The 26,843-nt window shown below is 63.5% G+C and carries 25 protein-coding genes; 15 read left to right on the top strand and 10 right to left on the bottom strand.

Annotation, left to right across the window (positions count from 1 at the left end):
- Nucleotides 1-96: 96 nt before the first annotated feature.
- The 6 genes from QQL85_RS10110 to QQL85_RS10085 all read left to right on the top strand — a co-directional run bounded on the left by QQL85_RS10110 (nt 97) and on the right by QQL85_RS10085 (nt 6,848).
- Complete coding sequence (locus QQL85_RS10110) at nt 97-1,026, top strand: LysR family transcriptional regulator (protein WP_284353869.1); 930 nt, start codon at nt 97-99, stop codon at nt 1,024-1,026.
- Between the two features lie 365 nt (nt 1,027-1,391).
- Nucleotides 1,392-2,801, top strand: coding sequence for a circularly permuted type 2 ATP-grasp protein (locus QQL85_RS10105; RefSeq protein WP_284353870.1), 1,410 nt, complete (start codon nt 1,392-1,394; stop codon nt 2,799-2,801).
- A gap of 3 nt (nt 2,802-2,804) precedes the next feature.
- Complete coding sequence (locus tag QQL85_RS10100) at nt 2,805-3,755, top strand: alpha-E domain-containing protein (protein WP_284353871.1); 951 nt, start codon at nt 2,805-2,807, stop codon at nt 3,753-3,755.
- On the top strand, nt 3,752-4,531 hold the full coding sequence (locus tag QQL85_RS10095; RefSeq protein ID WP_284353872.1) for a transglutaminase family protein: 780 nt from the start codon (nt 3,752-3,754) through the stop codon (nt 4,529-4,531). The genes QQL85_RS10100 and QQL85_RS10095 overlap by 4 nt, the downstream gene beginning before the upstream one ends.
- Before the next feature lie 73 nt (nt 4,532-4,604).
- Nucleotides 4,605-5,327, top strand: coding sequence for a proteasome-type protease (locus QQL85_RS10090; protein ID WP_284353873.1), 723 nt, complete (start codon nt 4,605-4,607; stop codon nt 5,325-5,327).
- Nucleotides 5,328-5,510: 183 nt separating this feature from the next.
- Nucleotides 5,511-6,848, top strand: coding sequence for a D-serine ammonia-lyase (locus QQL85_RS10085; RefSeq protein ID WP_284353874.1), 1,338 nt, complete (start codon nt 5,511-5,513; stop codon nt 6,846-6,848).
- A gap of 156 nt (nt 6,849-7,004) precedes the next feature.
- On the opposite strand, the gene QQL85_RS10080 is transcribed toward QQL85_RS10085, so the two are convergent.
- Complete coding sequence (locus tag QQL85_RS10080) at nt 7,005-8,372, bottom strand: PLP-dependent aminotransferase family protein (protein ID WP_284353875.1); 1,368 nt, start codon at nt 8,370-8,372, stop codon at nt 7,005-7,007.
- A gap of 150 nt (nt 8,373-8,522) precedes the next feature.
- Between QQL85_RS10080 and QQL85_RS10075 the strand changes: the two genes are divergently transcribed.
- The 5 genes from QQL85_RS10075 to QQL85_RS10055 all read left to right on the top strand — a co-directional run bounded on the left by QQL85_RS10075 (nt 8,523) and on the right by QQL85_RS10055 (nt 13,990).
- Nucleotides 8,523-9,809, top strand: a complete 1,287-nt coding sequence (locus tag QQL85_RS10075) for a hydroxymethylglutaryl-CoA reductase, degradative (protein ID WP_284353876.1) — start codon at nt 8,523-8,525, stop codon at nt 9,807-9,809.
- Nucleotides 9,806-10,726: a hydroxymethylglutaryl-CoA lyase gene (locus tag QQL85_RS10070; protein WP_284353877.1), complete on the top strand. Its 921-nt coding sequence runs from the start codon at nt 9,806-9,808 to the stop codon at nt 10,724-10,726. Before QQL85_RS10075 ends, QQL85_RS10070 begins: the two co-directional genes overlap by 4 nt.
- A 102-nt stretch (nt 10,727-10,828) precedes the next feature.
- The gene (locus QQL85_RS10065; RefSeq protein ID WP_284353878.1) at nt 10,829-11,281 is read left to right on the top strand and encodes a hypothetical protein; all 453 of its coding nucleotides are present in this window, start codon (nt 10,829-10,831) and stop codon (nt 11,279-11,281) included.
- Nucleotides 11,281-12,663 carry a tripartite tricarboxylate transporter permease gene (locus tag QQL85_RS10060; RefSeq protein ID WP_284353879.1) on the top strand — a complete coding sequence of 461 codons (1,383 nt, stop codon included), beginning with the start codon at nt 11,281-11,283 and terminating at the stop codon, nt 12,661-12,663. Before QQL85_RS10065 ends, QQL85_RS10060 begins: the two co-directional genes overlap by 1 nt.
- A 103-nt stretch (nt 12,664-12,766) precedes the next feature.
- The gene (locus QQL85_RS10055; RefSeq protein WP_284353899.1) at nt 12,767-13,990 is read left to right on the top strand and encodes an OprD family porin; all 1,224 of its coding nucleotides are present in this window, start codon (nt 12,767-12,769) and stop codon (nt 13,988-13,990) included.
- A 79-nt stretch (nt 13,991-14,069) separates the two neighbouring features.
- Here the strand turns inward: QQL85_RS10055 and QQL85_RS10050 are convergent, their stop codons facing one another.
- From QQL85_RS10050 to QQL85_RS10010, 9 genes are all read right to left on the bottom strand, one after another.
- Nucleotides 14,070-14,684 carry a hypothetical protein gene (locus tag QQL85_RS10050; RefSeq protein ID WP_284353900.1) on the bottom strand — a complete coding sequence of 205 codons (615 nt, stop codon included), beginning with the start codon at nt 14,682-14,684 and terminating at the stop codon, nt 14,070-14,072.
- Between the two features lie 575 nt (nt 14,685-15,259).
- The gene (locus QQL85_RS10045; protein WP_284353901.1) at nt 15,260-16,204 is read right to left on the bottom strand and encodes a PDR/VanB family oxidoreductase; all 945 of its coding nucleotides are present in this window, start codon (nt 16,202-16,204) and stop codon (nt 15,260-15,262) included.
- 5 nt (nt 16,205-16,209) lie between these two features.
- Nucleotides 16,210-17,241 (bottom strand): Rieske 2Fe-2S domain-containing protein, encoded by a 1,032-nt coding sequence (locus tag QQL85_RS10040; RefSeq protein WP_284353880.1) that lies wholly within the window; start codon nt 17,239-17,241, stop codon nt 16,210-16,212.
- A 28-nt stretch (nt 17,242-17,269) separates the two neighbouring features.
- Nucleotides 17,270-18,085, bottom strand: coding sequence for an SDR family NAD(P)-dependent oxidoreductase (locus tag QQL85_RS10035; protein WP_284353881.1), 816 nt, complete (start codon nt 18,083-18,085; stop codon nt 17,270-17,272).
- Nucleotides 18,086-18,112: 27 nt separating this feature from the next.
- The gene (locus QQL85_RS10030; RefSeq protein WP_284353882.1) at nt 18,113-18,529 is read right to left on the bottom strand and encodes a VOC family protein; all 417 of its coding nucleotides are present in this window, start codon (nt 18,527-18,529) and stop codon (nt 18,113-18,115) included.
- 32 nt (nt 18,530-18,561) lie between these two features.
- Nucleotides 18,562-19,617, bottom strand: a complete 1,056-nt coding sequence (locus tag QQL85_RS10025; protein WP_284353883.1) for a C45 family autoproteolytic acyltransferase/hydolase — start codon at nt 19,615-19,617, stop codon at nt 18,562-18,564.
- Nucleotides 19,614-20,453, bottom strand: a complete 840-nt coding sequence (locus QQL85_RS10020) for a polysaccharide deacetylase family protein (protein ID WP_284353884.1) — start codon at nt 20,451-20,453, stop codon at nt 19,614-19,616. The genes QQL85_RS10025 and QQL85_RS10020 overlap by 4 nt, the downstream gene beginning before the upstream one ends.
- Nucleotides 20,454-20,557: 104 nt before the next feature.
- A complete protein-coding gene (locus QQL85_RS10015; protein ID WP_284353885.1) occupies nt 20,558-22,186 on the bottom strand; it encodes an APC family permease in 1,629 nt (542 codons plus the stop codon).
- A gap of 408 nt (nt 22,187-22,594) precedes the next feature.
- Nucleotides 22,595-23,062 carry an Lrp/AsnC family transcriptional regulator gene (locus QQL85_RS10010; protein ID WP_264359558.1) on the bottom strand — a complete coding sequence of 156 codons (468 nt, stop codon included), beginning with the start codon at nt 23,060-23,062 and terminating at the stop codon, nt 22,595-22,597.
- A gap of 201 nt (nt 23,063-23,263) precedes the next feature.
- Between QQL85_RS10010 and QQL85_RS10005 the strand changes: the two genes are divergently transcribed.
- The 4 genes from QQL85_RS10005 to QQL85_RS09990 all read left to right on the top strand — a co-directional run.
- Complete coding sequence (locus QQL85_RS10005) at nt 23,264-24,628, top strand: glutamine synthetase family protein (protein WP_284353886.1); 1,365 nt, start codon at nt 23,264-23,266, stop codon at nt 24,626-24,628.
- A 22-nt stretch (nt 24,629-24,650) separates the two neighbouring features.
- Nucleotides 24,651-25,961 carry an NAD(P)/FAD-dependent oxidoreductase gene (locus tag QQL85_RS10000; RefSeq protein WP_284353887.1) on the top strand — a complete coding sequence of 437 codons (1,311 nt, stop codon included), beginning with the start codon at nt 24,651-24,653 and terminating at the stop codon, nt 25,959-25,961.
- On the top strand, nt 25,961-26,740 hold the full coding sequence (locus QQL85_RS09995; RefSeq protein ID WP_284353888.1) for a gamma-glutamyl-gamma-aminobutyrate hydrolase family protein: 780 nt from the start codon (nt 25,961-25,963) through the stop codon (nt 26,738-26,740). Before QQL85_RS10000 ends, QQL85_RS09995 begins: the two co-directional genes overlap by 1 nt.
- On the top strand, nt 26,727-26,843 hold a 117-nt coding region (locus QQL85_RS09990), incomplete at its 3' end, for a hypothetical protein (RefSeq protein WP_284353902.1). The genes QQL85_RS09995 and QQL85_RS09990, both read left to right, overlap by 14 nt.

The raw sequence follows: 26,843 nt of genomic DNA, 5'->3' as shown, positions 1-26,843 counted from the left end.
TCTTCCCCACTAACGGAAACCTACTGAAAGGGATTGCCAGGGCCGCTCGATAGTGAGGAGAACCCACGTTTATCGAGTGGATCCGTAATTTACCCCATGATCGATTTACGCCACCTGCGAACCCTTCACGCGCTGCGTGAAACCGACAGCCTGCACGAGGCCGCCGAGCGCCTGCACCTGACCCAGTCAGCCCTGTCGCACCAGTTCCGCGACATGGAAGAGCGCATCGGCATGCCGCTGTTCGTGCGCAAATCCAGGCCGGTGCGCTTCACCAGTGCCGGGCTGAAGCTGTTACAGCTGGCCGACCAGGTGTTGCCACAAATCCGCAGTACTGAACGGGACCTTGGCAAACTGGCCGGGGGCTCGGCCGGGCGGCTGCACATCGCCATCGAATGCCACAGCTGCTACCAGTGGCTGATGCCTTCAGTGGACGAGTTCCGCAGCGCCTGGCCAGAGGTGGAGCTAGACCTTGCTTCCGGTTTTTCCTTCGCGCCACTGCCTGCCCTGGAGCGCGGCGACCTCGACCTGGTAGTCACCTCCGACCCGGTAACACTGCCGGGCATCAGCTATGTGCCGCTGTTCGGTTATGAGGCACTGCTGGCCATCGACAACCACCACGCCCTGCGCGACAAGCCTTACCTGGAACCTTCCGATATCGCCAACCAGACGTTGATCACCTACCCGATCGAACGCCCTCGCCTGGATATCTTCACCCGCTTCCTCGACCCTGCGGACGTCGAACCGGCGCAGGTACGCACCTCGGAACTGACCGTGATGATGATGCAACTGGTGGCGTCCGGGCGCGGCGTCTGCTGCCTGCCCAACTGGGCGGTGCATGAGTACAGTTCGCGTGGCTATGTGACCGCCAAGCGCCTTGGCGAACATGGCTTGCAGGCCAGGCTCTACGCAGCGCTGCGCAGCGACATGCTGGAGGTGCCATTCGTGAGCGATTTTCTGCTCACGGCCAAGGACATCTCCTTCACAACGCTGGCAGGTGTCAGCGTGGCGTCGGGGCCGGCCCTCTGAGGCTGGGCCTGACGCCACGCCCCAACTCGGGTCAAAACCTGTAATCGGATTCAAAGCGCCCTTTTTTGATGCACGCCTGGCTGCAGCCGAGCGCTGTTCAATCGCGGTTAAAGCAAACACCGCCCTGCAATGTCGCTGGCAAGCAGCGAAATATCAGTGTTTCGCCGCCTATTCCCCTCTTTTTCCAAACAACAAAGGGCTTTAGGCACCTTCATTGCAAAGGCTGTTTGTGCTCAACGCACAGGCAATCCATCGCAACCGAGGCTCACGCGAGACACGGCACCCACCGCCCCCAGCAAGGCAGCACCCTGAAAAACGCAGATGAACCGCAATGAAGCTGCCGGCGACGGCGGCAAGGAGTGGGTATGTCCCGGGCTTTTTTCAATGAAATGTACGAAACAAACGGCAGTTGCCGCCCACATTACCAAGAGTTTGCCCGCTGGCTGGCAAACACGCCGCTAGAGCTGCTGGAGCAGCGCCGACGTGAGGCGGACCTGCTGTTTCACCGTGCCGGCATCACCTTTACCTTGTACGGCGACAAAGAGGACACCGAGCGCCTGATCCCCTTCGACATCATCCCGCGCAGCATCCGCGCCAGCGAGTGGCGCACGGTCGAGCGTGGCTGTATCCAGCGGGTGCAGGCCCTTAACCTGTTCCTGCAGGACATCTACCACGACCAGCGCATCCTCAAGGCCGGGATCATCCCGCCAGAACAAGTGCTGGCCAACGAGGGCTACCAAATCGCCATGCAGGGCCTGGACCTGCACCGTGGGCTGTATGCCCACATCGCCGGTGTCGACCTGGTGCGGGACGGCGATGGCAGCTATTTCGTGCTGGAAGACAACCTGCGCACCCCCAGTGGCGTCAGCTACATGCTCGAAGACCGCAAGATGATGATGCGCCTGTTCCCTGAACTGTTTGCCGCCCAGCGCATCGCGCCCATCGACCACTACCCCAACCTGCTGCTGGACACGCTCAAGAGCGCCAGCCCGCTGGACAACCCCACTGCCGTGCTGCTCACCCCCGGCCGTTTCAACAGCGCCTACTTCGAGCACGCCTTCCTGGCCCGGGAGATGGGCATCGAGCTGGTGGAGGGCGCAGACCTGTTCGTGCGTGACGAGCATGTCTACATGCGCACCACCGCCGGCCCCCGGCAGGTGGACGTGATCTACCGACGCCTCGACGACGACTACCTCGACCCGCTGTCATTCAACCCGGACTCGATGCTGGGCGTACCGGGGCTGATTTCGGTGTACCGCGCCGGCAATGTGGTACTGGCCAACGCCGTCGGCACGGGAGTGGCCGACGACAAGTCGATCTACCCCTATGTCGACGACATGATCCGCTACTACCTGGGCGAAGCGCCGATTCTGAACAACGTGCCCACCTGGCAGTGCCGCAAGCCTGCGGACCTGTCCCACGTCCTGGCCCACCTGCCCGAACTGGTGGTCAAGGAAACCCAGGGGTCCGGCGGCTATGGCATGTTGGTAGGGCCGGCATCGACCAGCGCCCAGATCGAAGACTTCCGCGCGCGCATCAAAGCCCGCCCGCACGCCTATATCGCGCAACCCACCCTGTGCCTGTCGACCTGCCCGACGTTTGTCGACAGCGGCATCGCACCACGCCACATCGACCTGCGCCCGTTCGTGCTTTCGGGCAGTGAAACCCGCCTGGTGCCAGGTGGCCTGACCCGCGTGGCGCTGAAGGAAGGCTCGCTGGTCGTCAACTCGTCGCAAGGCGGCGGTACCAAGGACACCTGGGTGGTGGAGGACTGAACCATGCTTTCGCGAACCGCTTCCGACCTGTACTGGATGTCCCGCTACCTGGAGCGTGCAGAAAACCTCGCGCGCATGCTTGAGGTCAGCTATTCGCTGTCATTGATGCCCCAGGCCGGGCGCAGCGATGGGCATGCCGAGCTGGCGATGTCGCTGCTGGCATCCGGCACGCTGGACGACTACATCCGCCGGCACACCGAGCTCGACACCGAGCGCATGCTGCACTTCTTCGCCCTCGACGCGACCAACCCCAGCAGCATCTATTGCTGCCTGCAGGCCGCCCGGACCAATGCCCATGCGGTGCGTGGCCGCATCACCGCCGACATGTGGGAAAACATCAACGCCACCTGGATCGAGATGCGCAATATCGCCAGCAATGGCCTCGGCCGCTACGGCATCAGCCAGTTCTGCGACTGGGTCAAGGAACGCTCGCACCTGTTCCGGGGCGCGACTTCTGGCACCATCATGCGCAACGATGCCTACAGCTTCATCCGCCTGGGCACCTTCCTGGAGCGGGCGGACAACACCCTGCGCCTGCTCGATGCGCGCTATGAAATGTTCGGCGAAGCCTCCGAAGAGGTCAGCGACGATTCCGCCCGTGGTTATTACCAGTGGAGCGCCCTGCTGCGCGCGCTGACCTCGTATGAAGCCTTCAACGAGATCTACCGCGCCGCCCCCAGTGCGCGGCCGGTGTCCGAACTGCTGCTGTTGCGGGTGGATGTCCCACGCTCGCTGCATGCCTGCATCGAAGAACTGGACCTGATCCTGGCCGGTCTGCCGGGCAATAGCGGACGCGCCGCCCAGCGCATGGCCGCCGAGCTCAACGCGCGCCTGCGCTACACCGCTATCGACGAAATCCTCGACGCAGGATTACACCCCTGGCTGAGCGACTTCATCGGCCGCGTCAACCAACTGGGCCAGGCGGTCCATCACTCCTACCTGGAGGTTGTATGAAACTGTCCATTCGCCACGACACCACCTACAGCTACGCCAGCGACGTCAGCAACAGCATCCAGTTTCTGCGCCTGACGCCGCGCAGCAGCGCACGCCAACGCATCAATGAATGGCAACTGGGCCTGCCCTGCAAGGTCAAGAGCCAGATCGACCCCTACGGCAACATCCTGCATGTGCTGACCCTGGACAAACCCCACGGCCACCTTGCACTGACGGCCAGCGGGCAGGTAGAGATAGACCCGGACTGCGAGCAGGAAATCGAGGGCCAGTCCCCCCTGCCGTTCCTGCGTGTCAGTCGCCTGACCCAGGCCGATGACACGCTCAAGGCGTTCGCCACCCGGCAATGCGGCAAGCATCGCGACCGGGCGGCACTGACAGGGCTGATGCAAGGCTTGGCCGAGCATATGCCCTACAGCCCGGGGGCCACTTCGGTGGGTACCACCGCGATCGAAGCATTCAGTGGGGGCGCCGGGGTCTGCCAGGACCACACCCACGCCTTCCTGGCCTGCGCACGCAGCTTGGGGGTGCCGGCACGCTATGTGTCCGGTTACCTGTGCACCGAGGACGAGCAGCACCTGGCCAGCCATGCCTGGGCCGAAGCCTGGATCGACGACGCCTGGTACAGCTTCGACATCACTAACCGCCTGACGCGGCCAGACCGTCACCTGAAGCTGGCGGTTGGCCTGGACTACCTCGATGCCTGCCCGGTACGGGGCGTGCGCCGCGGCGGCGGTATCGAGTCGATGCAGGCCAGCGTCCAGGTACACCGCCAGTGACACGCTTGCTGCACGCCGGTCTTGCCGCGCAGGTGCGGCAAGACCACGCCATACCCAATACAAGGGAAACCGCATGACTTACTGTGTCGCCATGCACCTTGAGGACGGGCTTGTCTTCATCAGCGATTCACGCACCAACGCCGGCATCGACCAGATCTCCACCTTTGCCAAGCTGTTCGTGTTCAGCGTGCCGGGCGAACGGCTGATCGTGCTGCAGACCGCCGGCAACCTGGCAACCTCGCAGTCGGTGGTGAACCTGCTGCAGCAACGCAGCCAGGGCAGCGGCGCCCACCTGCTGAACGTTGCCACGCTCTACGATGCAACGGTGCTGGTCGCCGACACCCTGCGCGAAGTGGTCAGCCGTGACCGCAGCAAACTTACGGGCGACATCGACCTGAGCAGTTCATTCATTGTCGGCGGCCAGATAGCCGGTGCGCCCATGGCCATCTACAACGTCTACGCACAAGGCAATTTCTTTCAGGCCACGCCAGACACCCCGTTCCTGCAACTGGGCGAAAGCAAGTACGGGCGGCCTATTCTTGACCGAAACCTGCAGTACCAGACGCCACTGGATGAAGCGTTGCGTTGCGGCCTGATTTCGTTCGATTCCACCATCCGCAGCAACCTGTCGGTGGGCATGCCGCTGGACTTGCTGGTGTATCGCAAAGGCAGCCTCGAAAGCATGACGCGCAAGCGCATCACCAATGAGGATGCCTATTATCAGCAGATTCGCAGGCAGTGGAGTGATGGGTTGAAGCGGTTGTTGGCGGAGCTGCCTGCACCGCCTTATGGCTGAATGAACACACGGCTCGAAACATCTGCTGCCTGTGCAGGCCTCTTCGCGGGCAAGCCCGCTCCCACAAGTACTGCGCATAACCTGAAGGCTGCGATGATCTTGTGCATGCTGTGAGGAGCCATCGTTTGAGTCTCACCGGCCACTGAGCTCTAATTGGGCGAATACTGCGCTACTGGTGAAACCATGATTCACGGAAAAACCCTGGAAGCCTGGCAACAAAGCCACCCCATCATCGCCGACCTGGTTGCCCTGAAAGAAACCAGCTGGTTCAACCCTGGTATCGCCAAGGCTGCCGAAGCCCTGCACGACGTAGGCCTGACGGCTGACGACGTGCAAGCGACAAGCGCGCGATTACAGCGTTTCGCACCCTACCTCGCCACTGTGTTCCCTGAAACGGCAGCTGCCGGCGGGGTGATCGAGTCGCACATCACCCGGCTGCCGCAGCTTCGCCAACGGCTTATCGAGGAAGGCTCACTGCAAAACGTGGGCAGCCTGTGGCTCAAGGCGGACAGTGACTTGCCTATCTCCGGGTCCATCAAGGCCCGGGGCGGCATTCATGAAGTGCTCAAGCACGCCGAAGACCTCGCGCTGGCGGCCGGCTTGATCACACCAACGGATGACTACAGCAAACTGACCAGCGACCACGCCAGGGCATTCTTCAGCCAGTACAAGATCGCCGTGGGTTCGACCGGTAACCTGGGGCTGTCGATTGGCATCATGAGTGCCAAGCTGGGCTTCCAGGTGAGCGTGCACATGTCGTCTGACGCCAGGCAATGGAAGAAGGACAAGCTGCGCGCCAACGGCGTAACGGTGGTAGAGCACGCCTGCGATTACAGCGTGGCAGTCGAGCAAGGTCGCCAGCAGGCAGCTTCAGACCCGAGCTGTTATTTTGTCGACGATGAAAACTCCCCGCAGCTGTTCCTCGGCTATGCCGTTGCAGCCGAACGGCTGGCACGGCAGTTCGACGAGGCCGGCATCCAGGTGAACGCTGATCATCCATTGTTCGTGTACCTGCCGTGCGGCGTAGGGGGCGGCCCCGGCGGTGTTGCATTCGGGCTGAAGCTGGTGTTCGGCGATGCGGTGCATTGCATCTTTGCCGAACCCACCCACTCCCCGTGCATGCTGCTGGGGGTGTACACCAGCTTGCACGATGAAACCCGTGTGCAGGACTTCGGCATCGACAACATCACCGCCGCCGACGGCCTGGCGGTCGGGCGCCCATCCGGGTTTGTCGGCAAAGCCATGCAGCGGCTGATTGATGGTTACTACACCGTGACCGACGAAGAACTGTACCGCTTGATGGTCATCGCCCATGAGCAGGACAAGGTCAAACTGGAACCTTCTGCACTGGCTGGCGTACCTGGCATGGCACGGGTGTTACGGGCAGACGAGTATCTGGCTCGCCAGGGCTTTACCCCAACGCATCTGCAAAATGCCACTCACCTTGTGTGGGGAACGGGCGGCAGCATGGTTCCAGAAACCGAGTTTGCGGCTTATCTGGCGAAAGGCCGCAGCCTGTAGGCTGCGCTTATCAAAGCCCCTGAATGGGTTGCCTGTACTGGCCTTTTCGCGGGTAAACCCGCTCCCACAGGTACAGCGCAGGTTTCGAAAACGGTGCGATCCTTGTGGGAGCGGGTTTACCCGCGAAGAGGCCGGTACGGGCGACACATCACTGGCTCAACCGCGAATGCACTGCGCAAACACCGGTTCCTGCAAATAGGCCACATTCAACCGGGTCCAGGGCGTCACGGCCTTCTGGTTGGTCTGGAAGATCGCCCCCGGCGCCAGCATTACCCCCCTGCCCTGCACTTCGCGGGTCAGCAGGGCCGTGTCGTCGATACCCGGAAAACGCGCCCACAGGTACAGGCTTTGTTCCGGCCGGCAGAACACCTCGGCGCCTAGTTCGTCCAGCACGCGTAGCCCCCCGGCGGTAGCCTCCCGCACCCGGTCCTGCAGGCGCATCAGGTGCCGCAGGAAATGCCCTTCGCTGAGAATCACATCCGCCGTGCGTTCACACAATTCAGAGCAACTGGTATGCAACATCATCTGCAGGTCAGCCAACTCATCGATGACCTCCTTGCTGCCTGCGATGTAACCCACCCGCAAGGCCGCCGACACCGATTTTGAAAAACTGCCGATGTACAGCGAACGGCGCAGCTGGTCGAGTGCCGCCACCTTGAGCGCGGAGCTGGGCTTGAAGTCCGCGAGTGCATCGTCTTCGACCAGCAACACGTCGTGCCGCTCGGCCAGCTGCAGCAGGCGGTGGGCCTTCGCCGGGGAGATATCGGAGCCGGTGGGGTTGTGGCACACCGACTGGATGAAGAACAACCGGGGCCGTTCTACCCGCAGCAGGGCCTCCAGCGCGTCCATGTCCGGGCCATCCGCCAGCCGTGGAACGCTCAGCAGCCGCGCGCCGTGCAGTTGCAGCTTGCCGAACAGCGGGTAGTAACCCGGGTTTTCCACCAGCACCGCATCGCCCGGCACCACGAAGCGGCGGATGATCAGGTCCAGCGCGTGGTTGGCGCCGTGGGTGGTCACGATTTGCCGAGGCGTGGCACTGATGGCATAGCTGGCCAGTTTGCGCACCAAGCTCTGGCGCAGCCCCGGGTTGCCCAGGCGATTGCCATAGCGGAACAGGTTCCCGGCACCGCTGCGCATTGCCTGCCGGGTGAACTTGTCGAGGCGCATGTCCTGCAGCCAGGACACTGGCGCAAAGCCTTCACCCAGCGGTGCCAGCCCAGGCTCGCGAACGAACTGCTGACGCATCATCCAGATGGTGTCCATGGCCCGGGTGTAGGGCGGTGTTTCATCCAGTTCGGCGGCCTGCACCTGCGCGCCGACGAAAAAGCCCTGCCCGTGGCGCGCCTCCACCAACCCTTGGGAGGCGAGAATCTCATACGCGGTGATCACCGTATTCTTCGAGTGCCCGTGCAAACGCATGTACTCGCGTAACGATGGCAGGCGATCGCCAATCTTCAGCACGCCAGTGCGGATCTGCTGCTCGACCGCATCGGCGACTTGCTGGGCAAGGGTGACACGAGGCATCGGCGGGTTCCTGTGCTGTCATGGGTACAGTCTGGGTACTGTTGGGCAAAACTGTACCTTTAACCAAGGGCACAGTGGCTGCACATTTAGCACCAAGCCGGCGACGCGCTCAAGCCGCCGCTCAACAACAATGACGCCAACGGAGCCTTCATGAGCCTCGATTCCCGCCTGCCCGCTTTCCGTAACCTGTCCCCCGCCGCGCGCCTGGATCATATCGGCCAACTGCTCGGCCTGAGCCACGACGACGTCAACTTGCTGGCCGACGCCGGCGCCCTGCCGATGGAGATTGCCAATGGCATGATCGAAAACGTCATCGGCACGTTCGAACTTCCCTATGCCGTGGCCAGCAACTTCCAGATCAACGGCCGTGATGTGCTGGTGCCGCTGGTGGTGGAAGAGCCCTCGATCGTCGCCGCCGCTTCGTACATGGCCAAGTTGGCCCGTGCCAACGGCGGCTTCACCACCTCCAGCAGCGCCCCACTGATGCGTGCCCAGGTGCAGATCGTCGGCATACAGGACCCGCTCAATGCACGCCTGAGCCTGCTACGGCGCAAGGACGAAATTATTGAACTGGCCAATCGCAAGGACCAATTGCTCAACAGCCTCGGCGGCGGCTGCCGCGATATCGAAGTGCACACTTTCGCCGATACCCCGCGCGGCCCGATGCTGGTGGCGCACCTGATCGTCGATGTGCGTGATGCCATGGGCGCCAATACCGTCAACACCATGGCCGAGGCCGTGGCGCCACTGATGGAAGCGATCACCGGGGGCCAGGTACGCCTGCGCATTCTGTCCAACCTGGCCGACCTGCGCCTGGCTCGCGCCCAGGTGCGGATCACCCCGGAGCAGTTGAAAACCGCTGAGTTCAGCGGCGAGTCGGTGATCGAAGGCATCCTCGACGCCTACGCCTTCGCTGCGGTCGACCCCTACCGTGCGGCCACCCACAACAAGGGCATCATGAACGGGATCGACCCACTGATCGTCGCCACTGGCAACGACTGGCGTGCAGTGGAGGCCGGCGCCCATGCGTTTGCCTGCCGCAGTGGTCACTACGGCTCGCTGACCACCTGGGAAAAGGACAACAACGGCCATCTGGTCGGTACCCTGGAAATGCCGATGCCCGTAGGTCTGGTCGGCGGTGCCACCAAAACCCACCCGCTGGCGCAACTGTCGCTGCGCATCCTCAGGGTTAAGACTGCCCAGGACCTGGCGGAGATTGCCGTGGCCGTGGGCCTGGCGCAAAACCTCGGGGCCATGCGCGCCCTGGCCACCGAAGGCATCCAGCGCGGCCACATGGCCTTGCACGCGCGCAATATCGCCGTGGTGGCGGGCGCCCGGGGTGATGAAGTGGACTGGGTGGCCCGGCAGTTGGTGGAAAACCACGACGTACGTGCCGATCGCGCCGTACAGCTGCTGAAGCAGAAGCGCGCCGAATGAGCAGGGTCCCGATGCAAGCGGTGAAGGTCTTTGAAGTCGGCCCGCGTGACGGCCTGCAGAACGAACGTCAGCCGCTGTCCGTGGCCGCCCGCGTGGGTTTGATTGCCGAGCTGGCTGACACCGGCCTGCGGCATATCGAAGCCGGCGCCTTCGTGTCGCCGCGCTGGGTGCCGCAAATGGCCGGCAGCGAGGAAGTACTGCGCCAGCTGCCCAGCGACGACGGGGTTCGCTACGCAGCCTTGGTGCCCAACCTGCAAGGTTTCCAGGCCGCGCATCGTGCCGGTTGCCGCGAGGTGGCGGTGTTCGCTGCCGCCTCCGAGGCGTTCTCGCGCAACAACATCAATTGCTCCATCGATGAAAGCTTCGAACGCTTCGCCCCGGTGCTGCACGCAGCCAGACAAGCCTCTATCCGTGTGCGCGGTTATGTATCCTGCGTGCTCGGCTGCCCGTTCAGTGGTGCGGTGGCGCCAGAGGCCGTGGCCAAGGTCGCACGGCGCCTGTACGAACTGGGCTGCTACGAGATCAGCCTCGGTGACACCCTCGGCGCTGGCCGGCCAGACGAAACCGCGCAGCTGTTCGAGCACTGCGCACAACAACTGCCGGTGGCAGTGCTGGCCGGCCATTTCCACGACACCTGGGGCATGGCCATCGCCAATGTTCATGCTGCGCTGGGGCAAGGTGTTCGCACCTTCGACAGTTCGGTCGCGGGCCTCGGCGGCTGCCCCTACTCGCCGGGTGCCAGCGGTAACGTGGCCACGGAAGACTTGCTGTACCTGCTGCACGGCCTGGGCTACAGCACCGGTGTCGACCTGGAGGCCGTGGCGCGGGTTGGTGTGCGCATCAGCGCCCAACTGGGCACCGCCAACCGCTCCCGCGCCGGCCTCGCCCTGGCAGCAAGGCGTGCCTGCGAGCACTGATAACGCCTGTAGCTCCCGAACAAAAACAACAAGCCCGCGAGGGCAGGAGAATGCCAATGACCCTTGAATGCCGCCTGCACCCCCTTCACCCGGAGGTGGACCATGGCTGACGACAACCTCTATGAAGTGTGGGGCGACACCGTGGACAGCCGCCACTTGCTCGCCGCTATCGCCATCGGTGCCGCCTGCAGCCTGGGCACCTTTTTCCTGGCCGAACACCTGCTGACCGGCTGGGTCGAGTCCAGCCAGATGGCCCGCGCCTACGCCATGCTGCTGGGCATTCTCGGTTCACTGCTGGGCGGTGGCGTCAGTGCTTGCCTGTTCACACCCAAGCGCCATGTGGTGGAGCATGTGGCCGACCCGGCCTGGCGCCAGCAAGTAATCGAAGAGCTGCGCAGCGAGTACGGCGGCATCGGTCAGCTCAGTGACCTGCCACAGGAGGTGCGCAACGAGTTGCGTGAGCTGGGCCTGGAGCGCCTGTTCGATGAAGCCGAACCCGCCAGCCCAGCCGTGGCCTGCACAAGCACCGCACCCCTGAAGCGAGGTACCGCCTGATGGACGCCCTCTTCGACCAGGTTCTGATCGCCGTGCTGATGGGTGTGATCGGCGCCGTGGTGTTTGCTGCCATCGGCCTGATCTCCGGCAGCGACGAAACCACCACCCTCGCCCCCCTGACCTTGCTGGTCGTGCTGTTGGGCGTGCCCGCTGCCGGGGTGTTCACCTTCTTCCTCGCCGGTGCGGTGGCCAAGCACATGACCCACGCGGTACCCACGGCGTTGCTCGGCATCCCCGGCGACACCATGGCTACCCCACTGATGCGCGAAGCGAACTTCCTGCGCAACCTGGGCGTGCCGCATATCGCCCTGCGCAAGATGATCTCCGGTGCGGTCATAGCCGCCCTGGTGGCAGTCCCGCTGGCGGTGCTGTTCGCCGTGCTGCTGGCGCCCTTTGGCGATGCAATCAAACGCGTAGCGCCCTGGGTGTTCCTCGCCGCCGCCACCACCATTGCCTATTTCTCGGCTGGCCGCTGGGCCTCGGTGCTGGCGCTGCTGCCCTTCGTGCTGGTGATCATCGCCTTACAGACCCTGACCGGCCAGCACGGCGTCGAGCTCAGCGTCAGCTACTTCCTGGGCATTGCCATCGGCCCACTGATCGCCGCCCTGTTCGCCATGCTAGCCCCGGCAGAGCGGGCGCGAATGAAACGCAGCGAACCGCGCACGTTTGCCCTGTCACCCGACGTGAAGGGCTGGGGCGGCTGGTTTCCCAACCCGCTGAAAGTGCTGGACCGCCGCCAGGCCGGCTGGACCTTGGCCACCGCCACGGTATCCAGTGCCACTTTCGTGTTCAGCCCGGTCGCCATGACGGTCATCCTTGGTGAAGTGGTGGGTTCACGCATCAAGCACGCCTACCACCGCCTGACCTCAGTCATCAGCGTGCGCAACGGTGTCACCGAGTCCACCTACATTGCCGAGGCGCTGATCCCGCTGATCGCCTTTGGCCTGCCGCTCAGCCCGGTAGCCGCAGGGCCAGCCGCACCGCTGTTCAACGCCCCGCCACGCTTCACCGTGGACAGCGCCACCGGCCAGGTGAACAACCTGCACAACCTGCTCAGCGCCAGCGAATTCCTTGCCTACGGCATGCTGGCGGTCGTGATCGCCATCTTGATCGCTTACCCCTTCTCGATGAACTTCGCCCACCGCGCCGCCTCGTTCGTTTCACGGCGTATCAGCCACGAGGCGGTGATCGCCACCTTTGTCGGCCTGATCCTGGTGATCGGCCTGTGGGAAGGCGGACTGCTCGGCCTGCTGGTGATCCTCACGGTTGGCCTGCTGGGCGGTTTCCTGTATCGCTTCATCGGTTTCAACATCGGCGTGCAATTCATGGGCTACTACACCGCCGTGCTCAGCGTGCCGGCCATCGTCGCCCTGATCGGTTGAACTGACCCTCTCCACCCCGCCACGCAACCACTGCGGTTGCGTGGTTTCACTCGCCTGCAAGAAAGGAACAACAAGAATGAATATCCTTTGCCCTCCTTGCCGCATGACGGCGGCTTGCGCTTGCCTGTTGCTTGGCGCCGGCAGCGCACAGGCCGACGGCTTCAGCGAAGACGCCAAGGTCGGCCTGACCTTGCGCAACTTCTACATCAACCGCAATTTCGTCGACCCAGCCTATCCACAAGGCAAGGCCGAAGAATGGACGCAAAGCTTCATCCTCGACGCCCGTTCCGGCTTTACCCAGGGTGTGGTCGGCTTCGGTGTGGATGTACTGGGACTCTATTCGGTCAAGCTCGACGGCGGACGCGGCACTGCCGGTACCCAGTTGCTGCCGGTGCACGACGACGGCCGCCCGGCGGATGACTTCGGCCGCCTGGGCGTGGCGCTCAAGGCGCGTGTTTCGGCCACCGAGTTGAAAGTGGGCGAGTGGTCGCCAATGCTGCCGGTACTGCGTTCGGACGACGGCCGCTCACTGCCGCAGACCTTCCAAGGCGCCCAGCTCACCTCACGCGAGATCGACAACCTGACCCTTTACGGCGCACGCTTTCGCGGCAACAGCCCGCGCAACGACGCCAGCATGGAAGACCTGTTCATGTCTGGTCGTCCTACCGCCACGGCCGACCGCCTGGACATCCTCGGCGCCGAGTACTTGTTCAACGACAAGGCCACCCAGCTCGCCATCTGGCATTCGGACCTGCAAGACATCTACCGCCAGCAGTACTACAACCTGATCCACAGCCAGGCCGTGGGCAACTGGACCCTGGGGGCCAACCTCGGGTACTTCGTCGGCAACGACAGTGGCCGCTCGCTGGCAGGCGCGATGGATAACCGCACAACTTCGCTGCTGCTCTCGGCCCGTACCGGCGGCCATACCTTCTACCTGGGGCTGCAACGGGTCAGCGGCGATACCGGCTGGATGCGGGTCAACGGCACTGCCGGCACCAGCCTGGCCAACGACAGCTACAACTCCAGCTACGACAACGCCCATGAGCGCTCCTGGCAGTTGCGCTACGACCATAACTTCGCGGTCGACGGCCTGCCCGGCCTGCAATTCATGACCCGTTACATCAGCGGAGACAACGTGCACATTGGCAGCGTGCGCGATGGCAAGGAATGGGGCCGCGAAACCGAACTGGCCTACACCGTACAAAGCGGAACCTTGCGCGACCTGACCGTCAGATGGCGCAGTTCGACCTTGCGCCGGGATTTCAGCAGCAACGCGTTCGATGAACATCGGGTGATCGTGAGTTATCCGCTGTCGATCTTGTAAGTTTCATCCCTGCATCACGACAAAGGCGCCACGAACCTGGTTTCCGGTTCGCGGCGCCTTCGCAACGTTGCTCAGACTATCAGCAAGGTATACCCGCCAGCGGCCAGACAGGCGCTTGCGTCTCTTTGGCCTGATTGCGTTTTTGCGCCCACTGGGTCAGGGCAGCCATCAGGGCAAAGCCCAGCAGAATCATGACCGGATAGGCCAGCAGCAACTCGGTCAGCGAATACTTCCAGGCCAGCGGGCGACCGACGCCCAACATCGCCGCATACAACCAGGACACGCCAGAAAGTGCGCCGGAAAACAACGCGAACATGCGTACGCCGAAATTCAGGTCGAGCAAAGAACCCGCTTTGAGCAAGGCCGGCAATACATAGCGATGCAACAACATGCCATTGAACGTCAACAACAGGACAATAATAATCTTGGCGTGAAGTTTTGGGTTGGCAAAATAGCTCATGCCTTTGTCAAGGTAATCAATACCAATGACGGCAGCCCCCGTGAGCCACAAGAATATCAAGGCATTGGACACTGACTTCTGTAAACGCGCCATATGTTGGCCGTCATGCCCGGCCTGTTTATGACCTTTCAGCAAATCCCTGACCATCTCGGCATCACTTGCAAGTACCAGCCCGATGGCGACACAGCAGGCCAGCAAGTGAACATAAATAACCGACAACCGCACCAGCTCCATGGATTCTTTCTGCCCGAACAGGCTAATAATTGTATTGATCTCCACGACGTCTTCTCCACGTAATGCATTAGCGCTAGAGGGTCTTGCCACCCGTGTGCGAACAGCGTGCTCGCAACGGCAAGATCCAATTCATATCGTTAATTGAAACAGCGGATTGATACTTAGATACACAGCAGCTCAACCGTTAAGCCTCGGTCGGGCATAGGCGTTACTCCATGATCAGAGGTAATAAAAGTCCCCATGCGCATCCCGGTGATGCACATGAGGTTGGTGTAGAACTTCCTGAAAAGGGCGCGAGGTGCAGTTCATGAGGAATGCCCCTGCTGGCAAATAGGAACCGTCAACAGAAAAAACGTTCACTTCCTGAACAAAAGCACCGACCAGCGGTATTTAAAGTCGCGTTAGTTAGTTTGCTAACTTCTTGCAAGCTGACCGAAAGGAAAGTTTTCTTTGGCACTGGATCCAAACTATGCAACGGCCTTTGAATGCTCTAGTTCGTTGTTCGCAGTTTGTTGGCCGCCGCCCCGAGGCCATTCTCAGTCAGCGATCGGGGCCGCTTTGCAGCCCCGTTCTCTTCAAAGGTCCAACGTCAGGGTCGACGTCTGTGCCCGCGACACACAAAGCATCATTACATCGCCACGCGCACGCTCGCTCTCACTGAGCAGCATGTCACGATGATCGGGGACGCCATCCAGCACCCGCGTCTCGCACATGCCGCACACGCCTTGCTCGCAGGACGACGCCACCGTATGACCGGCGGCGCGCAGAGCAGCCATGATGGTACAACCAGGTTCAACCAGCACCTCACCGCCACTGCGGGCCAGGATCACCTTCAGAGTGCCCTCGCCCGTGGCGACCGGTGGCGACGCAGCCGGGGCAAAACGTTCAAGGTGCAGCTGCCCCTCCAGCCCTGCTGCTGCAAAGCGCGTACCCAACGCATCGAGCAGCGCCGCTGGTCCGCAGCTGTAGACGTGCTGCCCGGCGCGTGCGGCAGCAACCACGGCATCCAGGTCGAGCAAGCCAACCTCGTCGGCCGGTAAAATCTCCACCCGCCCGCCGCCCAGCGCGCGCAGTTCGTCAATGAAGGCCATCGAGTGCCGTGAGCGGCCGCCATACAACAGCTGCCACTGTGAACCCGCCCGTTCGGCGGCATGTGCCATGGCCAGTATCGGGGTGATGCCGATGCCACCGGCCACGAACAGGTAGGGCCCCTCGCCCAACGGAAAAGCATTGCGCGGGCCACGAATGGCCAGCCGTTGACCGAGGCGCAAGCCGCCGTGCACCTCCCGCGAACCGCCACGGCCGCCCGCCTCCAGCAATACCGCGATGCGCAGGCGGCGGTGATCGTCGGGGTCGCCACACAACGAGTACTGGCGTACCAGGCCCGAGGGCAGCAACAGGTCGACGTGCGCCCCGGCGCTCCAGGCGGGCAGCGGCTCATCCGCCGTCAGCTCCAGGGAGATCACCCCGTCGGCCTCCAGCCGCAGGCAGCTGACGATGACCTCGAAGCAATCGCCCATACCGCTCACGACGACACCCGCTGGCTGTCCACCAGGCGCACCGGCTGGGCCTGGCCGCGTTCGATGAACTCGCGGAACGCGCGGCGGTAGTTGAGCGTGTACAGGTCGGCAGGCACCGAGTGCTCCACGGTCTTGGCGTCCCAGTCGATCTCCGCCGGGGTGATGGTGGCGGCCACCGGCAGGTCTTCGAGGTACAGCAGTTCCTCGACCCGCAGACATTCCTGCAGATCGCCGCCCGAATAGTCGCGGTCGTTGGCCACGCCCCAAAAGATCTTCACATGCTCGTAGGATTCCGGGCACGGGAAGCCGGCCACCACGCGCTTGCCCAGGCGCTCGTAGTCGTAAGTGATGGCCACCAGCCCCGGGGCGACAATGTGGTAGTTCATCATGCAGTCGCCGTCGTTTGCCCACTCACCTTCACAGGCCTGCAACGGGCGATCCATCCAGATGTCCAGCCCTTCCCGGCGCACGTTCAACGGCTCTACCACCGGGTTGACATGGCCCATCATGCCGCGGTGGATATAGGCAAAATGCGCCACATCGCCGAAGTTCTCGATGGCCACGGCTACGCCGGTTGGCGAGTCCAGCGGCGCGGCCGCAGCCCACTCCAGGTTCAACTCGCGCCATTCGGCCAAGTCGTAAAGTTCGAATAGCGGCTCCTCCAACGCGGTCCACACATGCCCGTAGCGTTCTTGGCAGGCATAGGTATGCACCGCCGCGCCCTGGGGAATGCGGCACTGGTCCTCCAACGACGGGATATGGCTGCATTGGCCGCTGTGCCCGCTGTACTGCCAACCGTGGTACGGGCATGCGATGTTCTCACCGTGCACTTCACCCAGCGACAAGTCGGCGCCACGGTGCGGACATCGGGCAGCCTGCACCACGGCTTTGCCAGAGGCGGTACGGTACACCACCAGTTTTTCGCCCAGCAGGGTAGCCGATTGCGGCGTAGCCAAGTCGCACGAGCGGGCGACCGGGAACCATTGGCGGCGCATGGCCTGTTCGGCGCGCTGGCGTTGGGTCAGTTGAAGGGTCATGGCGTTCTCCTCGGGATTTCTTGTTATGTCAGATGCCGACCAGCAGTGCCCCGCCATTCACGGGGATGGCCTGGCCAGTGATAAAGGCAGCCTCGTCGCTGGCCAGGAAGGCCACCACGGCAGCGATTTCTTCGGGGTGTACCAGGCGGCCCAGGGGGATGGCGGCCTGTTCGGCGGCAATGTATTGATCGGGGACCATGCGCGTCAGGATCGCGCCGGGGGTAATGGCATTGACCAGGATGCCCTCGCCGACAAACTCCTTGGCCAGCGTTTTCATCAGGCCCAGTTGCCCGGCCTTGCTGACCATGTAGCCGTAGGAATGGCCATCCGGCACCTGGCCCCACTGCGAGTTGATGAAGATCACCCGTGGCGCGCTGCTTGCGCGCAGGTGCGGCAGCGCGGCGCGGGTGAGGTACAGCGGCGCCTGCACGTTGATCGCCAGCAACCGGTCGAAATTGGCGTCGTCGGTGGCTTCAAGGCCGGTCATGGAGTAGATCAGCCCGGCGTTGTGCACCAGGATGTCGAGCCCACCCAGTGCTTCGGCTACCTGCGCCACCAGCCGCCCGCCTGTGGCACGGTCAGTGATGTCGCAGGCAAAGGGCAAGGCGCGGCCGCCAGCCGACTCGATCTCGGCGGCCGTGTCGCGGGCCACCTCGGCATCGATGTCGACCACCGCCACGGCAGCGCCACGGGCGGCCAGCAGGCGGGCATGTGCACGCCCGGCACCGCGCCCGGCACCGGTAATCAGCGCCACCCGCCCATCAAGGCTGCGCGCCTGGGGCGAAAGGTCGATAACACGCTGCGGCACTTGCCGGGTTGTTGCTTGGGTCTGGCTGGTAGGCATGTTCAATACTCGTTGGCTGGCAGTGGTTCACACGGTCTTGTGCGGTTCGGTGACGTAGAGCATGTTGCCGTCCGGGTCGAACATCGGCCGATAGCGATAGCGCGTGCCGTTGGGGTGCTGCCACTCGATAGGGTTGGCGGTGACCCATTCGACCTTGCCGTCCAGGTAGGCGATGGCCTCGTCGAGGTTCTCCACCTCGAAGGCAAACGAGTCGAAGCCAGGCTTGTCTTCCAGGTTCACTGCGGTGCGGCGCTCTACGCGGGCGGTGCTGGTGGTGTGGAACAGGTACAGGGTGACGTTGCCCATTTCGATGGCGGCCCACTTTTCCTCGGCCACATAGGGCAGGAAGAAGCCCAGGCCGAGGGTGCCGTGGTAGAAGTCGACCAGGCGCTGTACGTCGTTGCTGAGGATGTCCATGTTGTCGAGGCGTTTAAGCTTGAGCATGGGTATGGCTCCAGTGGGTTGGTTAAAAAGGCTTACAGGTGCTGGCACGGACCGCCGGGCAGCGCACGCAGGGTGCCGCCCGGCACGTCCAGGCAAATGCTGGCCAGCGTGGCGTACTGGCCGGTCTCCGGGAGTGCCGGGTCGGGGTGGCAGCAGAGCGCGCCGGTGCTGCCCAGGTGGCTGTTCAGCGCGCCGAGCAGGTCGCGGGCGCTAAGCGGTGTGCGCCCGGTGAGGCGTCGGCGCAACAGGTCGTGGCGCAACAGAGTGTCGGGATAGGCCGCAGGCTCGGTGTCGTAAGGGCGCACGGCATCGGCAAGAAAATGGTTGGTGTGGATCAGCAGCCCGCCCGCATCGGGGAACACCAGTGCCGGGCCGCCGGGGTGCAGCTCTACCGACACGGCAGCACTGGCGCCCTGCTCTGCCGCCACCAGGGTCAGCACGCTGGACGCCGACACTGGTGCTGCGTGGCACAGTTGCAACGCATGGTTGATGTCGGCGCAGCTGTCCAGCAACCAGCGCGACAGCACATGCACCGGCAGGCCAATGCCTTCGCCGTCGCGCTGGTGATGGAGGATGTTGAAATGCACGCCCAGGCCTCGGTCGTTCACACCTGGCTTGCCAACGATGCCGTACTCCGTAACGGTGGTGGTCAGGTGCCCGTCGGCATGGGGGATCTCCCATACCAGCCACAGCCCGGCAAACTCGGCGTACCAGTCCCAGGTCTGGGCGGTGACCGGCGCGCCGAAGGGGTCGGCCAGCACCACAGTCGAGCACTCGCCGCGCAGTTGCACGCCCAGGTACGCCAGGATTTCGGTGCGTGCGTTGATCGCCCCCACCTGCTCGGGCGCCAGCCCTGCACCGGCAGCGATGCCCAGAATTTCTTCATGCAAGGGCGCGGCGAACGCGGCAATGGCCGCCAGCGCCTGGCCGCCCAGGTCATGCAAGTCGTAGGGGCGCTTGGCCACACGGGCGAACAAGGCTTCATAGGTGCTCACCGTCTGGCGTACCTTGCCGGCGAACACTTCACCGAACTCGCGGCCACGGTTGAACGGGGTGCGCACTTGGGAGCGGAAAATCACCGGGCTCATGCGCCCCCCTTCACAAGCTGCGGCGCCACATGCGCGGCCACGGCATCGAGACGGGCAAACCACACGTCACCATCGCTGACCATGCGCTCTACCAGGCGCTCCAGTTGCTCGAAGCGCGCAGCACGGCCGATCACCTCGGGGTGCATGGTGAAGCTGGTGTGGCGCGCATCGCGGCGGGCCGACTCGTACTCGGCCAGCCAGGTGTCGAACAGCATGCGCGGGTGGCTGAAGTTGCCACCGTTGTCGATTCCCCAGCCGAACATCGGGTAATCATCCAGCGACCAGTGCACCGGCAGTTCGAGGATCGAGGCGCCGTTGCAGGTTTCCACATAGGGGCGGTCGTCGCCCATGCAGCTGGAGTCATAGACGAAGCCATGGCGCAACAGCAGCGCGAAGGTATCCGGGGTCAGCTCCCAGGAAGACGAGCGATACCCTGCAGGCTTCGGCGCTCCGGCGCGGGCCAGGGCTTCCAGGCCGCGCTCCATCTCGTCCACTTGCTCCTGCTCCGACACCTTGTCGCTGCGCAGGTGCATATGGCCGTGGTGGCCGATTTCATGCCCGGCCTGCAGCAGGGTTTCGACCAGTTTCGGGTGCTGTTCGGCGGTGTAGCCCGGCACGAAAAAGGTCGCCGCAATACCATGGCGACGCAGCAGTTCGAGGATGCGCGGCACACCTCGGGTTACGCCAAAGCGGCCTTCGGACAGGCTGGTCAGGCGCCGGGCGAAGCTTGGGCTCTCGCCCAGGTAGCCGGCTTCGGCGTCAACGTCGAAAGTGAGCGACACGGCAGTGGACTTGTGCTGCGGCCAGTGCTGCCTGGCCTGGTAATCGGTTTTCATCGGCTTCTCCGGTGGTTCGTCGGCTTTACGCGGGCGCAGGCGTGCCCTGGGCTGAGCGCGTGGCGCGCAGCCTGCACCCGGCTTGGCCGGTGGTTTCTAGAAAGTCAGATAACGGTGAGTTCGGCGCTGACCCACACCACGGCGGCCCCCAGCAGCAACGCCAGGTAAGGCCACAGGCCAGCCCGCGCATGAGGAAGGTCGATGTCACGGCGCATGGATTCGGGGAACTGGCCCTTGTCCTGGATGTAGTGCCGGAAGATAAATACGGGCACGATCAACAGCGCCGCCAGCAGGCCATTGCGCAAGGTGTTTTCACCCAGGAAGTTGGCACCGGCGCCCACGAATGCCAGGTCGATGAAGCCACACAGGGCACCCAGGCCCAACAGCCAGGTCGAGCATTTGTAGGGGCGCGGCCAGTCGGCACGGTCCAGACGGTGGATCCAGCCGGATTGCAGGTTGAGGAACACAAACAGCATGTAGCAGACATTGGAAATGGCCAGCACCGACATGTAGTTGGACATCAGCAACAGCACCACGTTGAAGCCCAGGTCGGTCCACATGGCCCGGGTCGGCGCACCGTGCTCGTTGACGTGCGACAGGTACTTGGGCAACCAGCCATCCACCGAAGCCTGGTAGAGGGTGCGCGACGAACCCATCATTGCGGTCATCACCAGCAGCAGCACCGACAACACCATCATCACGATGATCACGTTGAACACCACGGCCCCGCCGCCAACGAAATGCGCCATGGCTGCGCCCACCCCGGAGCCGTCGACGATGGCTGGCGCCAGCATGCCCTCCAGGCCCAGCTTGCCCTGGAAGGTCAGCGGCACCACGATGAACATGAAGAGGCACAGCAGGCCCGAAGCGAAGATGGCCTTGAAGGTGTCTTTCTGCGGATCCTTGAATTCGCGGGTGTAGCACACCGCTGTTTCAAAGGCGAAGGTGGACCAGCAGGCCAGGAACATGGCGCCCATGGCGAGGCTGATGCCGGCCGCGTTCCAGCTGCCCATCACTGCAGCGCCCGACGCGTCGTGGCTCAGGGGCAACAACGGCAGGAAGTTGCTGGCTGGCATATCACCGGTGAACAGCGGCACCAGCGAGACCAGCAGCAAGGGCGCCAGCGAGGCAATGCCGAGGATGCGCTGCATCCGTGCCGCCGCCGAGGCGCCGCTGTGTTGCAGCCAGAAGGTGATCAGCATGAACACCAGTCCCAGCACGAAGGTGGCGTTGATCCGCAGGGTCAGGCCTTCGGTAATGAAGCCAAGGTCCAGCAGCTTGATTTGCCAGGTGTTCACCAGCGAATCCGCCGGGAACAGGCTGCTGAGCATGTAGCCGGCTGCCAGGCTGGTGCCCAGCGCCAGCATCGGCGACCAGGCCAGCCAGTTGCACCATACCGATACCGGAGCGACGAACTTGCTGTAGCGCACCCAGCCGAGCGCGCCGTACACCGAAGCGCCGCCGGACTTGTGAGGGTAAAGGCCGGAAATTTCCGCGTAGGTGAAGCACTGCACGAAGCCAATCAGCATCGCCAGTACCCAGATGAACCACGCGGGCTGGCCGATGAATGCGGCCACGCCGCCGATGGTGAACAGCACGCTGACCGGCACACCGCTGGTCACCCAGAAGGCGTCTCGCCAGGTGAGGCTGCGTTGCAGTTGATGGCCAGAGCCCGACATGCCCGTCACCTCGCCAGCGGCCAGGTTGATTCCGTCCTGAGGAAGAGTACGCACGGCAAGACACCTCATTATTGTGATTGTAGTGGGCGACGCTGCGATGGGCAGATGGTAAGCCATATTTCTGCGCATGCGTAGATTAAGTAACTACAAAAATGCGCATTGCGCAATCATTTGAAGATATTTTTAATACATGCGTCATTTCGGGGCATTGCACGCCACAACGGTGCATGTCTTGAAAGAGTTGCGCCAGAGCGCGCCGCTCTACCCTGTGGGAGCGGGTTTACCCGCGAAGAATCCAACTCGGTGTATGGCACCGGCTTCGCCGGTGTTCGCGGGTGAACCCGCTCCCACAAGGTAAAGCGCCGCGCGGATAAGTCTTTAAAACCTTGCGCAACGCGCAAAAAAAACGGCCCACCGGGCAAGCCGGTGGGCCGTTGTCTGCAACACCTGAGGTACCGAGGCTCAATCCCTCGGATCAAGGCTCGGCAAGGTAAACCGCAACTTGTGCACCTTCACTTCCTGCGTCGACTGCACCTCGTGCACTCCCGGCAGGCTGCGCACGCGCTGCTGCAGGTTCCACAGGCTCTCGTCATCGCGACACAGCACCTGCACGCAGATGTCGGCCACACCCATGATGGTCGACAGGTAGCTGACCTCGGTCCAGCGGCCCAAGGTGTCGATCACGCGGTCGTGGTCCTGCGGGGCAACCTTGACGAACAGCAGCGCAAGCTTTGCATGGCCCAGTTTGGACGGGTCGGTAAAAGCCAGGATCTGCACCACGCCCTGATCCTGCAGGCGCTTGACGCGGGTACGGATGGTCGCTTCGGGTACCGAAAGCGTGCGGGCAATTTCGCGGAATGCGCGGCGGCCATCCATCTGCAGTTCGCGGACGATGCCCAGGTCGAGGTCGTCGAGGGTCGATATAGACATGTAGGGGTTTCCGTAGCGTGGCGCCGGGGTAGAAATCGGCTGAAAGCCTACCAGATTCACGGCGGGGCTTGTCGTCGCTGCCTTGGCAAGATAGCTGATGCGCAACATATAAGATATTTTTTGTTGCATTGCGCAACTTTATACCCATATATTTTGCGCAAACAACAACACAGCACGGCAACCGCCGTGACCGAGGCCCCCATGCACTTCGCGGACCTGCACGAAGCCCAGGATTTCCTGGCCAACAACCCCGATATCGAAATGGTCGAGCTGTTCATCCTCGACGCCAATGGCGTGCCTCGCGGCAAGCTGCTGCACCGTGAGGAACTGCTGGCCGTGTACCAGGCCGGGCGACCGCTGCCCAGCACCATCCTTGGGCTGACCTTGCACGGCGAAGACGTGGAAGACTCTGGCCTGGTATGGGATGTCGGCGATATCGACTGCCGTGCCTACCCGCTGCCAGGCAGCCTGGTGCGTTTGCCATGGCGGCAGATCCCTACCGCTGCGGTGCAGGTCAGCATGCACCCCGAACAAGGCATGCCGGCCAGCATTGCCGACCCACGCCATGTGCTGCTGCAGGTGATCGACGGGCTCAAGGCCGACGGTTTTCACCCGGTGATGGCCTGTGAGCTGGAGTTCTACCTGCTCGACGCCCGCCGCGACGAAAAGGGCCGCCCGCAACCTGCACGGGATGCCGACGGTGGGCGCCCGCAGGCCACCCAGGTGTATGGCCTGCGCGAACTGGAGCAGATCGAACCCTTCCTCGCCGACCTGTACGCTGCCTGTAAGGCGCAAGGCATACCGGCACGCACGGCGATTTCCGAATACGCCCCCGGGCAGGTGGAAATCACCCTTGAACACGGCGACGCGCTCGCCGCCATGGATCAGGCAGTGCGCTACAAGCGCCTGGTCAAAGGGGTAGCTCACAAGCACGGGATGCAGGCGTGCTTCATGGCCAAGCCGTTTGATGACCTGGCAGGCACCGGCATGCACATGCATGTGTCGCTGGCCGACGCGAGGGGGCAGAACCTGTTCGCCAGCGAAGACCCGGCGGGCACCCCGCTGCTGCGCCAGGCCGTGGGTGGCATGCTGGCCAGCCTGCTGGACTCGCTGCTGCTGTTCTGCCCCAACGCCAATTCCTACCGACGCTTCCAGGCCAATAGCTATGCCCCGCTGGCGCCGACCTGGGGCTGTGACAACCGCACTGTCAGCCTGCGGGTGCCCGGCGGCCCGGCACACACCCGGCATGTGGAGCACCGCATCTGCGGCGCCGATGCCAACCCGTACCTGGCGGCGGCAGCCATTCTGGCCGGCATCCACCGCGGCATCCGCGAACGCCTGGACCCTGGCGCACCTGTGGAAGGCAACGGGTATGCCCAGGCCAAGCAGCTGCTGCCTACCGACTGGCTGACCTCGTTGCGTGCACTCGAAGGCTCCAGCTGGGCGCGGGATGCCCTGGGCCATGCGTTCCTGGGGGTGTACTTGAAGGTCAAATGGGCCGAGTACCGCCAGTTCATGGGCGAAGTTGGCGAACAGGACTGGCGCTGGTACCTGCACCAGGCATAACGGCGAACCCGGAGACAACCCCATGAATGCAGCACTGCACGTCAGGCCTGCGCCCGAGCGCTCGCCGTCCTACTACAGCGCCACCCTGACCGAAGAAACCCACTACCCCACCCTGCGCGGCGAGGTAAACGCCGACATCGCCATCATCGGTGGCGGCTTTACCGGCCTTGCCACCGCCGTGGAGCTGGCCGAGCGCGGCTACCGCGTGGCCCTGGTCGAAACCCACAAAATCGGCTGGGGCGCCAGCGGGCGCAACGGTGGCCAGGTCACCGGCAGCCTGTCGGGCGACACCGCCATGGACAAACAGATGCGCCGCTGGCTGGGCAACGATGTCGATGACTTCATCTGGCACCTGCGCTGGCGTGGCCACCAGATCATCGAGCAGCGCGTGGCCCGTTACGCCATCGCCTGTGATCTCAAGCACGGCCATCTGCATGCGGCGATCAAGCCCTCGCACCTGGACGAACTGAAAGCTTCGTACGACGAGGCCTGCCGCCGCGGCATGGGTGAACAGGTAACCCTGCTGGACAGCGCCGGTGTGCACCAGCACCTCGACAGCCCGCTGTACTGCGGGGCGCTGAAGAACACCCGCAACATGCACCTGCACCCGCTCAACCTGTGCATCGGGGAGGCGCGTGCAGCAGCCAGCCTTGGCGTACAGTTGTTCGAGCATTCCGAGGTGCTGGACATTGTCCACGGCCCGCGCCCGGCTGTTGTCACCCGCGAAGGGCGGATCAACGCCGCGCAGGTGATGCTGGCCGGCGACGTGTACCACAAGCTTGAAAACAAGCAACTGAAGGGCAAGATCTTCCCGGCCATGGGCGGCATCGTTACCACCGCCCCGCTGGGTGAGCTGGCCGAGCGCATCAACCCGCAAGACCTGGCGGTGTACGACTGCCGCTTCGTGCTCGACTACTACCGCCTCACGGCCGACAAGCGCCTGCTGTTCGGCGGTGGCGCCAACTACTCCGGGCGCGACTCACGGGATATCGCTGCCGAGCTGCGCCCGTGCATCGAACGCACCTTCCCGGCCCTCAAAGGCGTGCCCATCGAGTTCCAGTGGAGTTGTGCCATGGGTATCGTGGTCAACCGCATCCCACAACTGGGCAAGCTGTCGCAGAACGTCTGGTACTGCCAAGGTTATTCCGGTCATGGCGTTGCCACCAGCCACGTCATGGGCGAGATCATGGCCACCGCCATGACAGGCACACTCGAACAGTTCGACACCTTCGCCCGCTGCAAACACGTTCGCGTACCGCTGGGTGATGTGTTCGGCAACGGCCTGCTGGCCGCGGGCATGTGGTACTACCAACTGCTTGAGAGGCTGCGCTGATGGCCGCCCGTAAACCGCGGGTAGCGGTCAACGCCTGCGTGCGTCAGCTGGGCTCGCACCCCTTCCATATGGCCGGAGAGAAATACCTGCGCGCCGTCGTCGAAGGCGCCGATGCACTGCCGCTGGTGGTGCCTGCCCTGCCCGGCCTGGTCGACCCGGATGCGTTGCTGGCCAACGTCGACGGCCTGTTGCTGACCGGCTCGCCGTCCAACCTCGAACCGCATCATTACGCAGGCCCGCCGAGTGCCCCAGGCACCTTGCACGACCCGCAGCGCGATGCCTTCAACCTGCCGCTGATTCGCGCCGCGCTGGCTGCCGACATCCCACTGCTGGCGATCTGCCGGGGCTTCCAGGAGCTGAACGTGGCCTTGGGCGGCAGCCTGCATGCGTGTGTGCATGAACTCCCCGGCTACCTGGACCACCGCGAGCCGGCAGACCAGCCCGTTGCCGTGCAGTACGCCGCACGCCAGCCCCTGACAGTGTTGTCCGGCGGCCTGTTACAGGCGGCCGGCCTGCCGGCGCAGTGCCAGGTCAACTCGATCCATGGCCAGGGCATCGATCGCCTGGCCATGGCCCTGCGTGTCGAAGCCGTGGCCTGCGATGGCCTGGTAGAAGCGGTGTCGGTGCGTGATGCCAGCTTCGCCCTCGGCGTGCAGTTCCACCCCGAATGGCAGGTCACTGCCCATCCCCACTACCTGGCCATTTTCCAGGCCTTCGGCGCCGCTTGCCGCAAGCGCGCCGCGCAACGTCCACGAGGAACCGACCATGACATTGGCTGACTGGCAGGCCCGCGCCCGGCAATTGCAGATCGAAGGCCGCGCCTTCATCAACGGCGAATACACCGATGCCGCATCTGGTGAAACCTTCGAGTGCCTGAGCCCG

It is taken from the genome of Pseudomonas putida (assembly GCF_030159595.1).
GTDB lineage: Bacteria > Pseudomonadota > Gammaproteobacteria > Pseudomonadales > Pseudomonadaceae > Aquipseudomonas > Aquipseudomonas putida_AC.
Note: the sequence above shows the minus strand (reverse complement) of the source record. Positions and strands in the feature narration are given on the sequence as shown.

What these genes read in the sequence shown, in the direction of transcription:
- QQL85_RS10080 (WP_284353875.1), bottom strand. Translation starts at nt 8,372, where the DNA reads ATGCCTCGTGTCACCCTTGCCCAGCAAGTCGCCGATGCGGTCGAGCAG.
- QQL85_RS10100 (WP_284353871.1), top strand. Translation starts at nt 2,805, where the DNA reads ATGCTTTCGCGAACCGCTTCCGACCTGTACTGGATGTCCCGCTACCTG.
- QQL85_RS10005 (WP_284353886.1), top strand. Translation starts at nt 23,264, where the DNA reads ATGCACTTCGCGGACCTGCACGAAGCCCAGGATTTCCTGGCCAACAAC.
- QQL85_RS10040 (WP_284353880.1), bottom strand. Translation starts at nt 17,241, where the DNA reads ATGACCCTTCAACTGACCCAACGCCAGCGCGCCGAACAGGCCATGCGC.
- QQL85_RS10110 (WP_284353869.1), top strand. Translation starts at nt 97, where the DNA reads ATGATCGATTTACGCCACCTGCGAACCCTTCACGCGCTGCGTGAAACC.
- QQL85_RS10025 (WP_284353883.1), bottom strand. Translation starts at nt 19,617, where the DNA reads ATGAGCCCGGTGATTTTCCGCTCCCAAGTGCGCACCCCGTTCAACCGT.
- QQL85_RS09995 (WP_284353888.1), top strand. Translation starts at nt 25,961, where the DNA reads ATGGCCGCCCGTAAACCGCGGGTAGCGGTCAACGCCTGCGTGCGTCAG.
- QQL85_RS10050 (WP_284353900.1), bottom strand. Translation starts at nt 14,684, where the DNA reads ATGGAGCTGGTGCGGTTGTCGGTTATTTATGTTCACTTGCTGGCCTGC.
- QQL85_RS10045 (WP_284353901.1), bottom strand. Translation starts at nt 16,204, where the DNA reads ATGGGCGATTGCTTCGAGGTCATCGTCAGCTGCCTGCGGCTGGAGGCC.
- QQL85_RS10000 (WP_284353887.1), top strand. Translation starts at nt 24,651, where the DNA reads ATGAATGCAGCACTGCACGTCAGGCCTGCGCCCGAGCGCTCGCCGTCC.
- QQL85_RS10055 (WP_284353899.1), top strand. Translation starts at nt 12,767, where the DNA reads ATGACGGCGGCTTGCGCTTGCCTGTTGCTTGGCGCCGGCAGCGCACAG.
- QQL85_RS10010 (WP_264359558.1), bottom strand. Translation starts at nt 23,062, where the DNA reads ATGTCTATATCGACCCTCGACGACCTCGACCTGGGCATCGTCCGCGAA.
- QQL85_RS10070 (WP_284353877.1), top strand. Translation starts at nt 9,806, where the DNA reads ATGAGCAGGGTCCCGATGCAAGCGGTGAAGGTCTTTGAAGTCGGCCCG.
- QQL85_RS10105 (WP_284353870.1), top strand. Translation starts at nt 1,392, where the DNA reads ATGTCCCGGGCTTTTTTCAATGAAATGTACGAAACAAACGGCAGTTGC.
- QQL85_RS10085 (WP_284353874.1), top strand. Translation starts at nt 5,511, where the DNA reads ATGATTCACGGAAAAACCCTGGAAGCCTGGCAACAAAGCCACCCCATC.
- QQL85_RS10060 (WP_284353879.1), top strand. Translation starts at nt 11,281, where the DNA reads ATGGACGCCCTCTTCGACCAGGTTCTGATCGCCGTGCTGATGGGTGTG.
- QQL85_RS10065 (WP_284353878.1), top strand. Translation starts at nt 10,829, where the DNA reads ATGGCTGACGACAACCTCTATGAAGTGTGGGGCGACACCGTGGACAGC.
- QQL85_RS10095 (WP_284353872.1), top strand. Translation starts at nt 3,752, where the DNA reads ATGAAACTGTCCATTCGCCACGACACCACCTACAGCTACGCCAGCGAC.
- QQL85_RS10020 (WP_284353884.1), bottom strand. Translation starts at nt 20,453, where the DNA reads ATGAAAACCGATTACCAGGCCAGGCAGCACTGGCCGCAGCACAAGTCC.
- QQL85_RS10035 (WP_284353881.1), bottom strand. Translation starts at nt 18,085, where the DNA reads ATGCCTACCAGCCAGACCCAAGCAACAACCCGGCAAGTGCCGCAGCGT.
- QQL85_RS10075 (WP_284353876.1), top strand. Translation starts at nt 8,523, where the DNA reads ATGAGCCTCGATTCCCGCCTGCCCGCTTTCCGTAACCTGTCCCCCGCC.
- QQL85_RS10090 (WP_284353873.1), top strand. Translation starts at nt 4,605, where the DNA reads ATGACTTACTGTGTCGCCATGCACCTTGAGGACGGGCTTGTCTTCATC.
- QQL85_RS10030 (WP_284353882.1), bottom strand. Translation starts at nt 18,529, where the DNA reads ATGCTCAAGCTTAAACGCCTCGACAACATGGACATCCTCAGCAACGAC.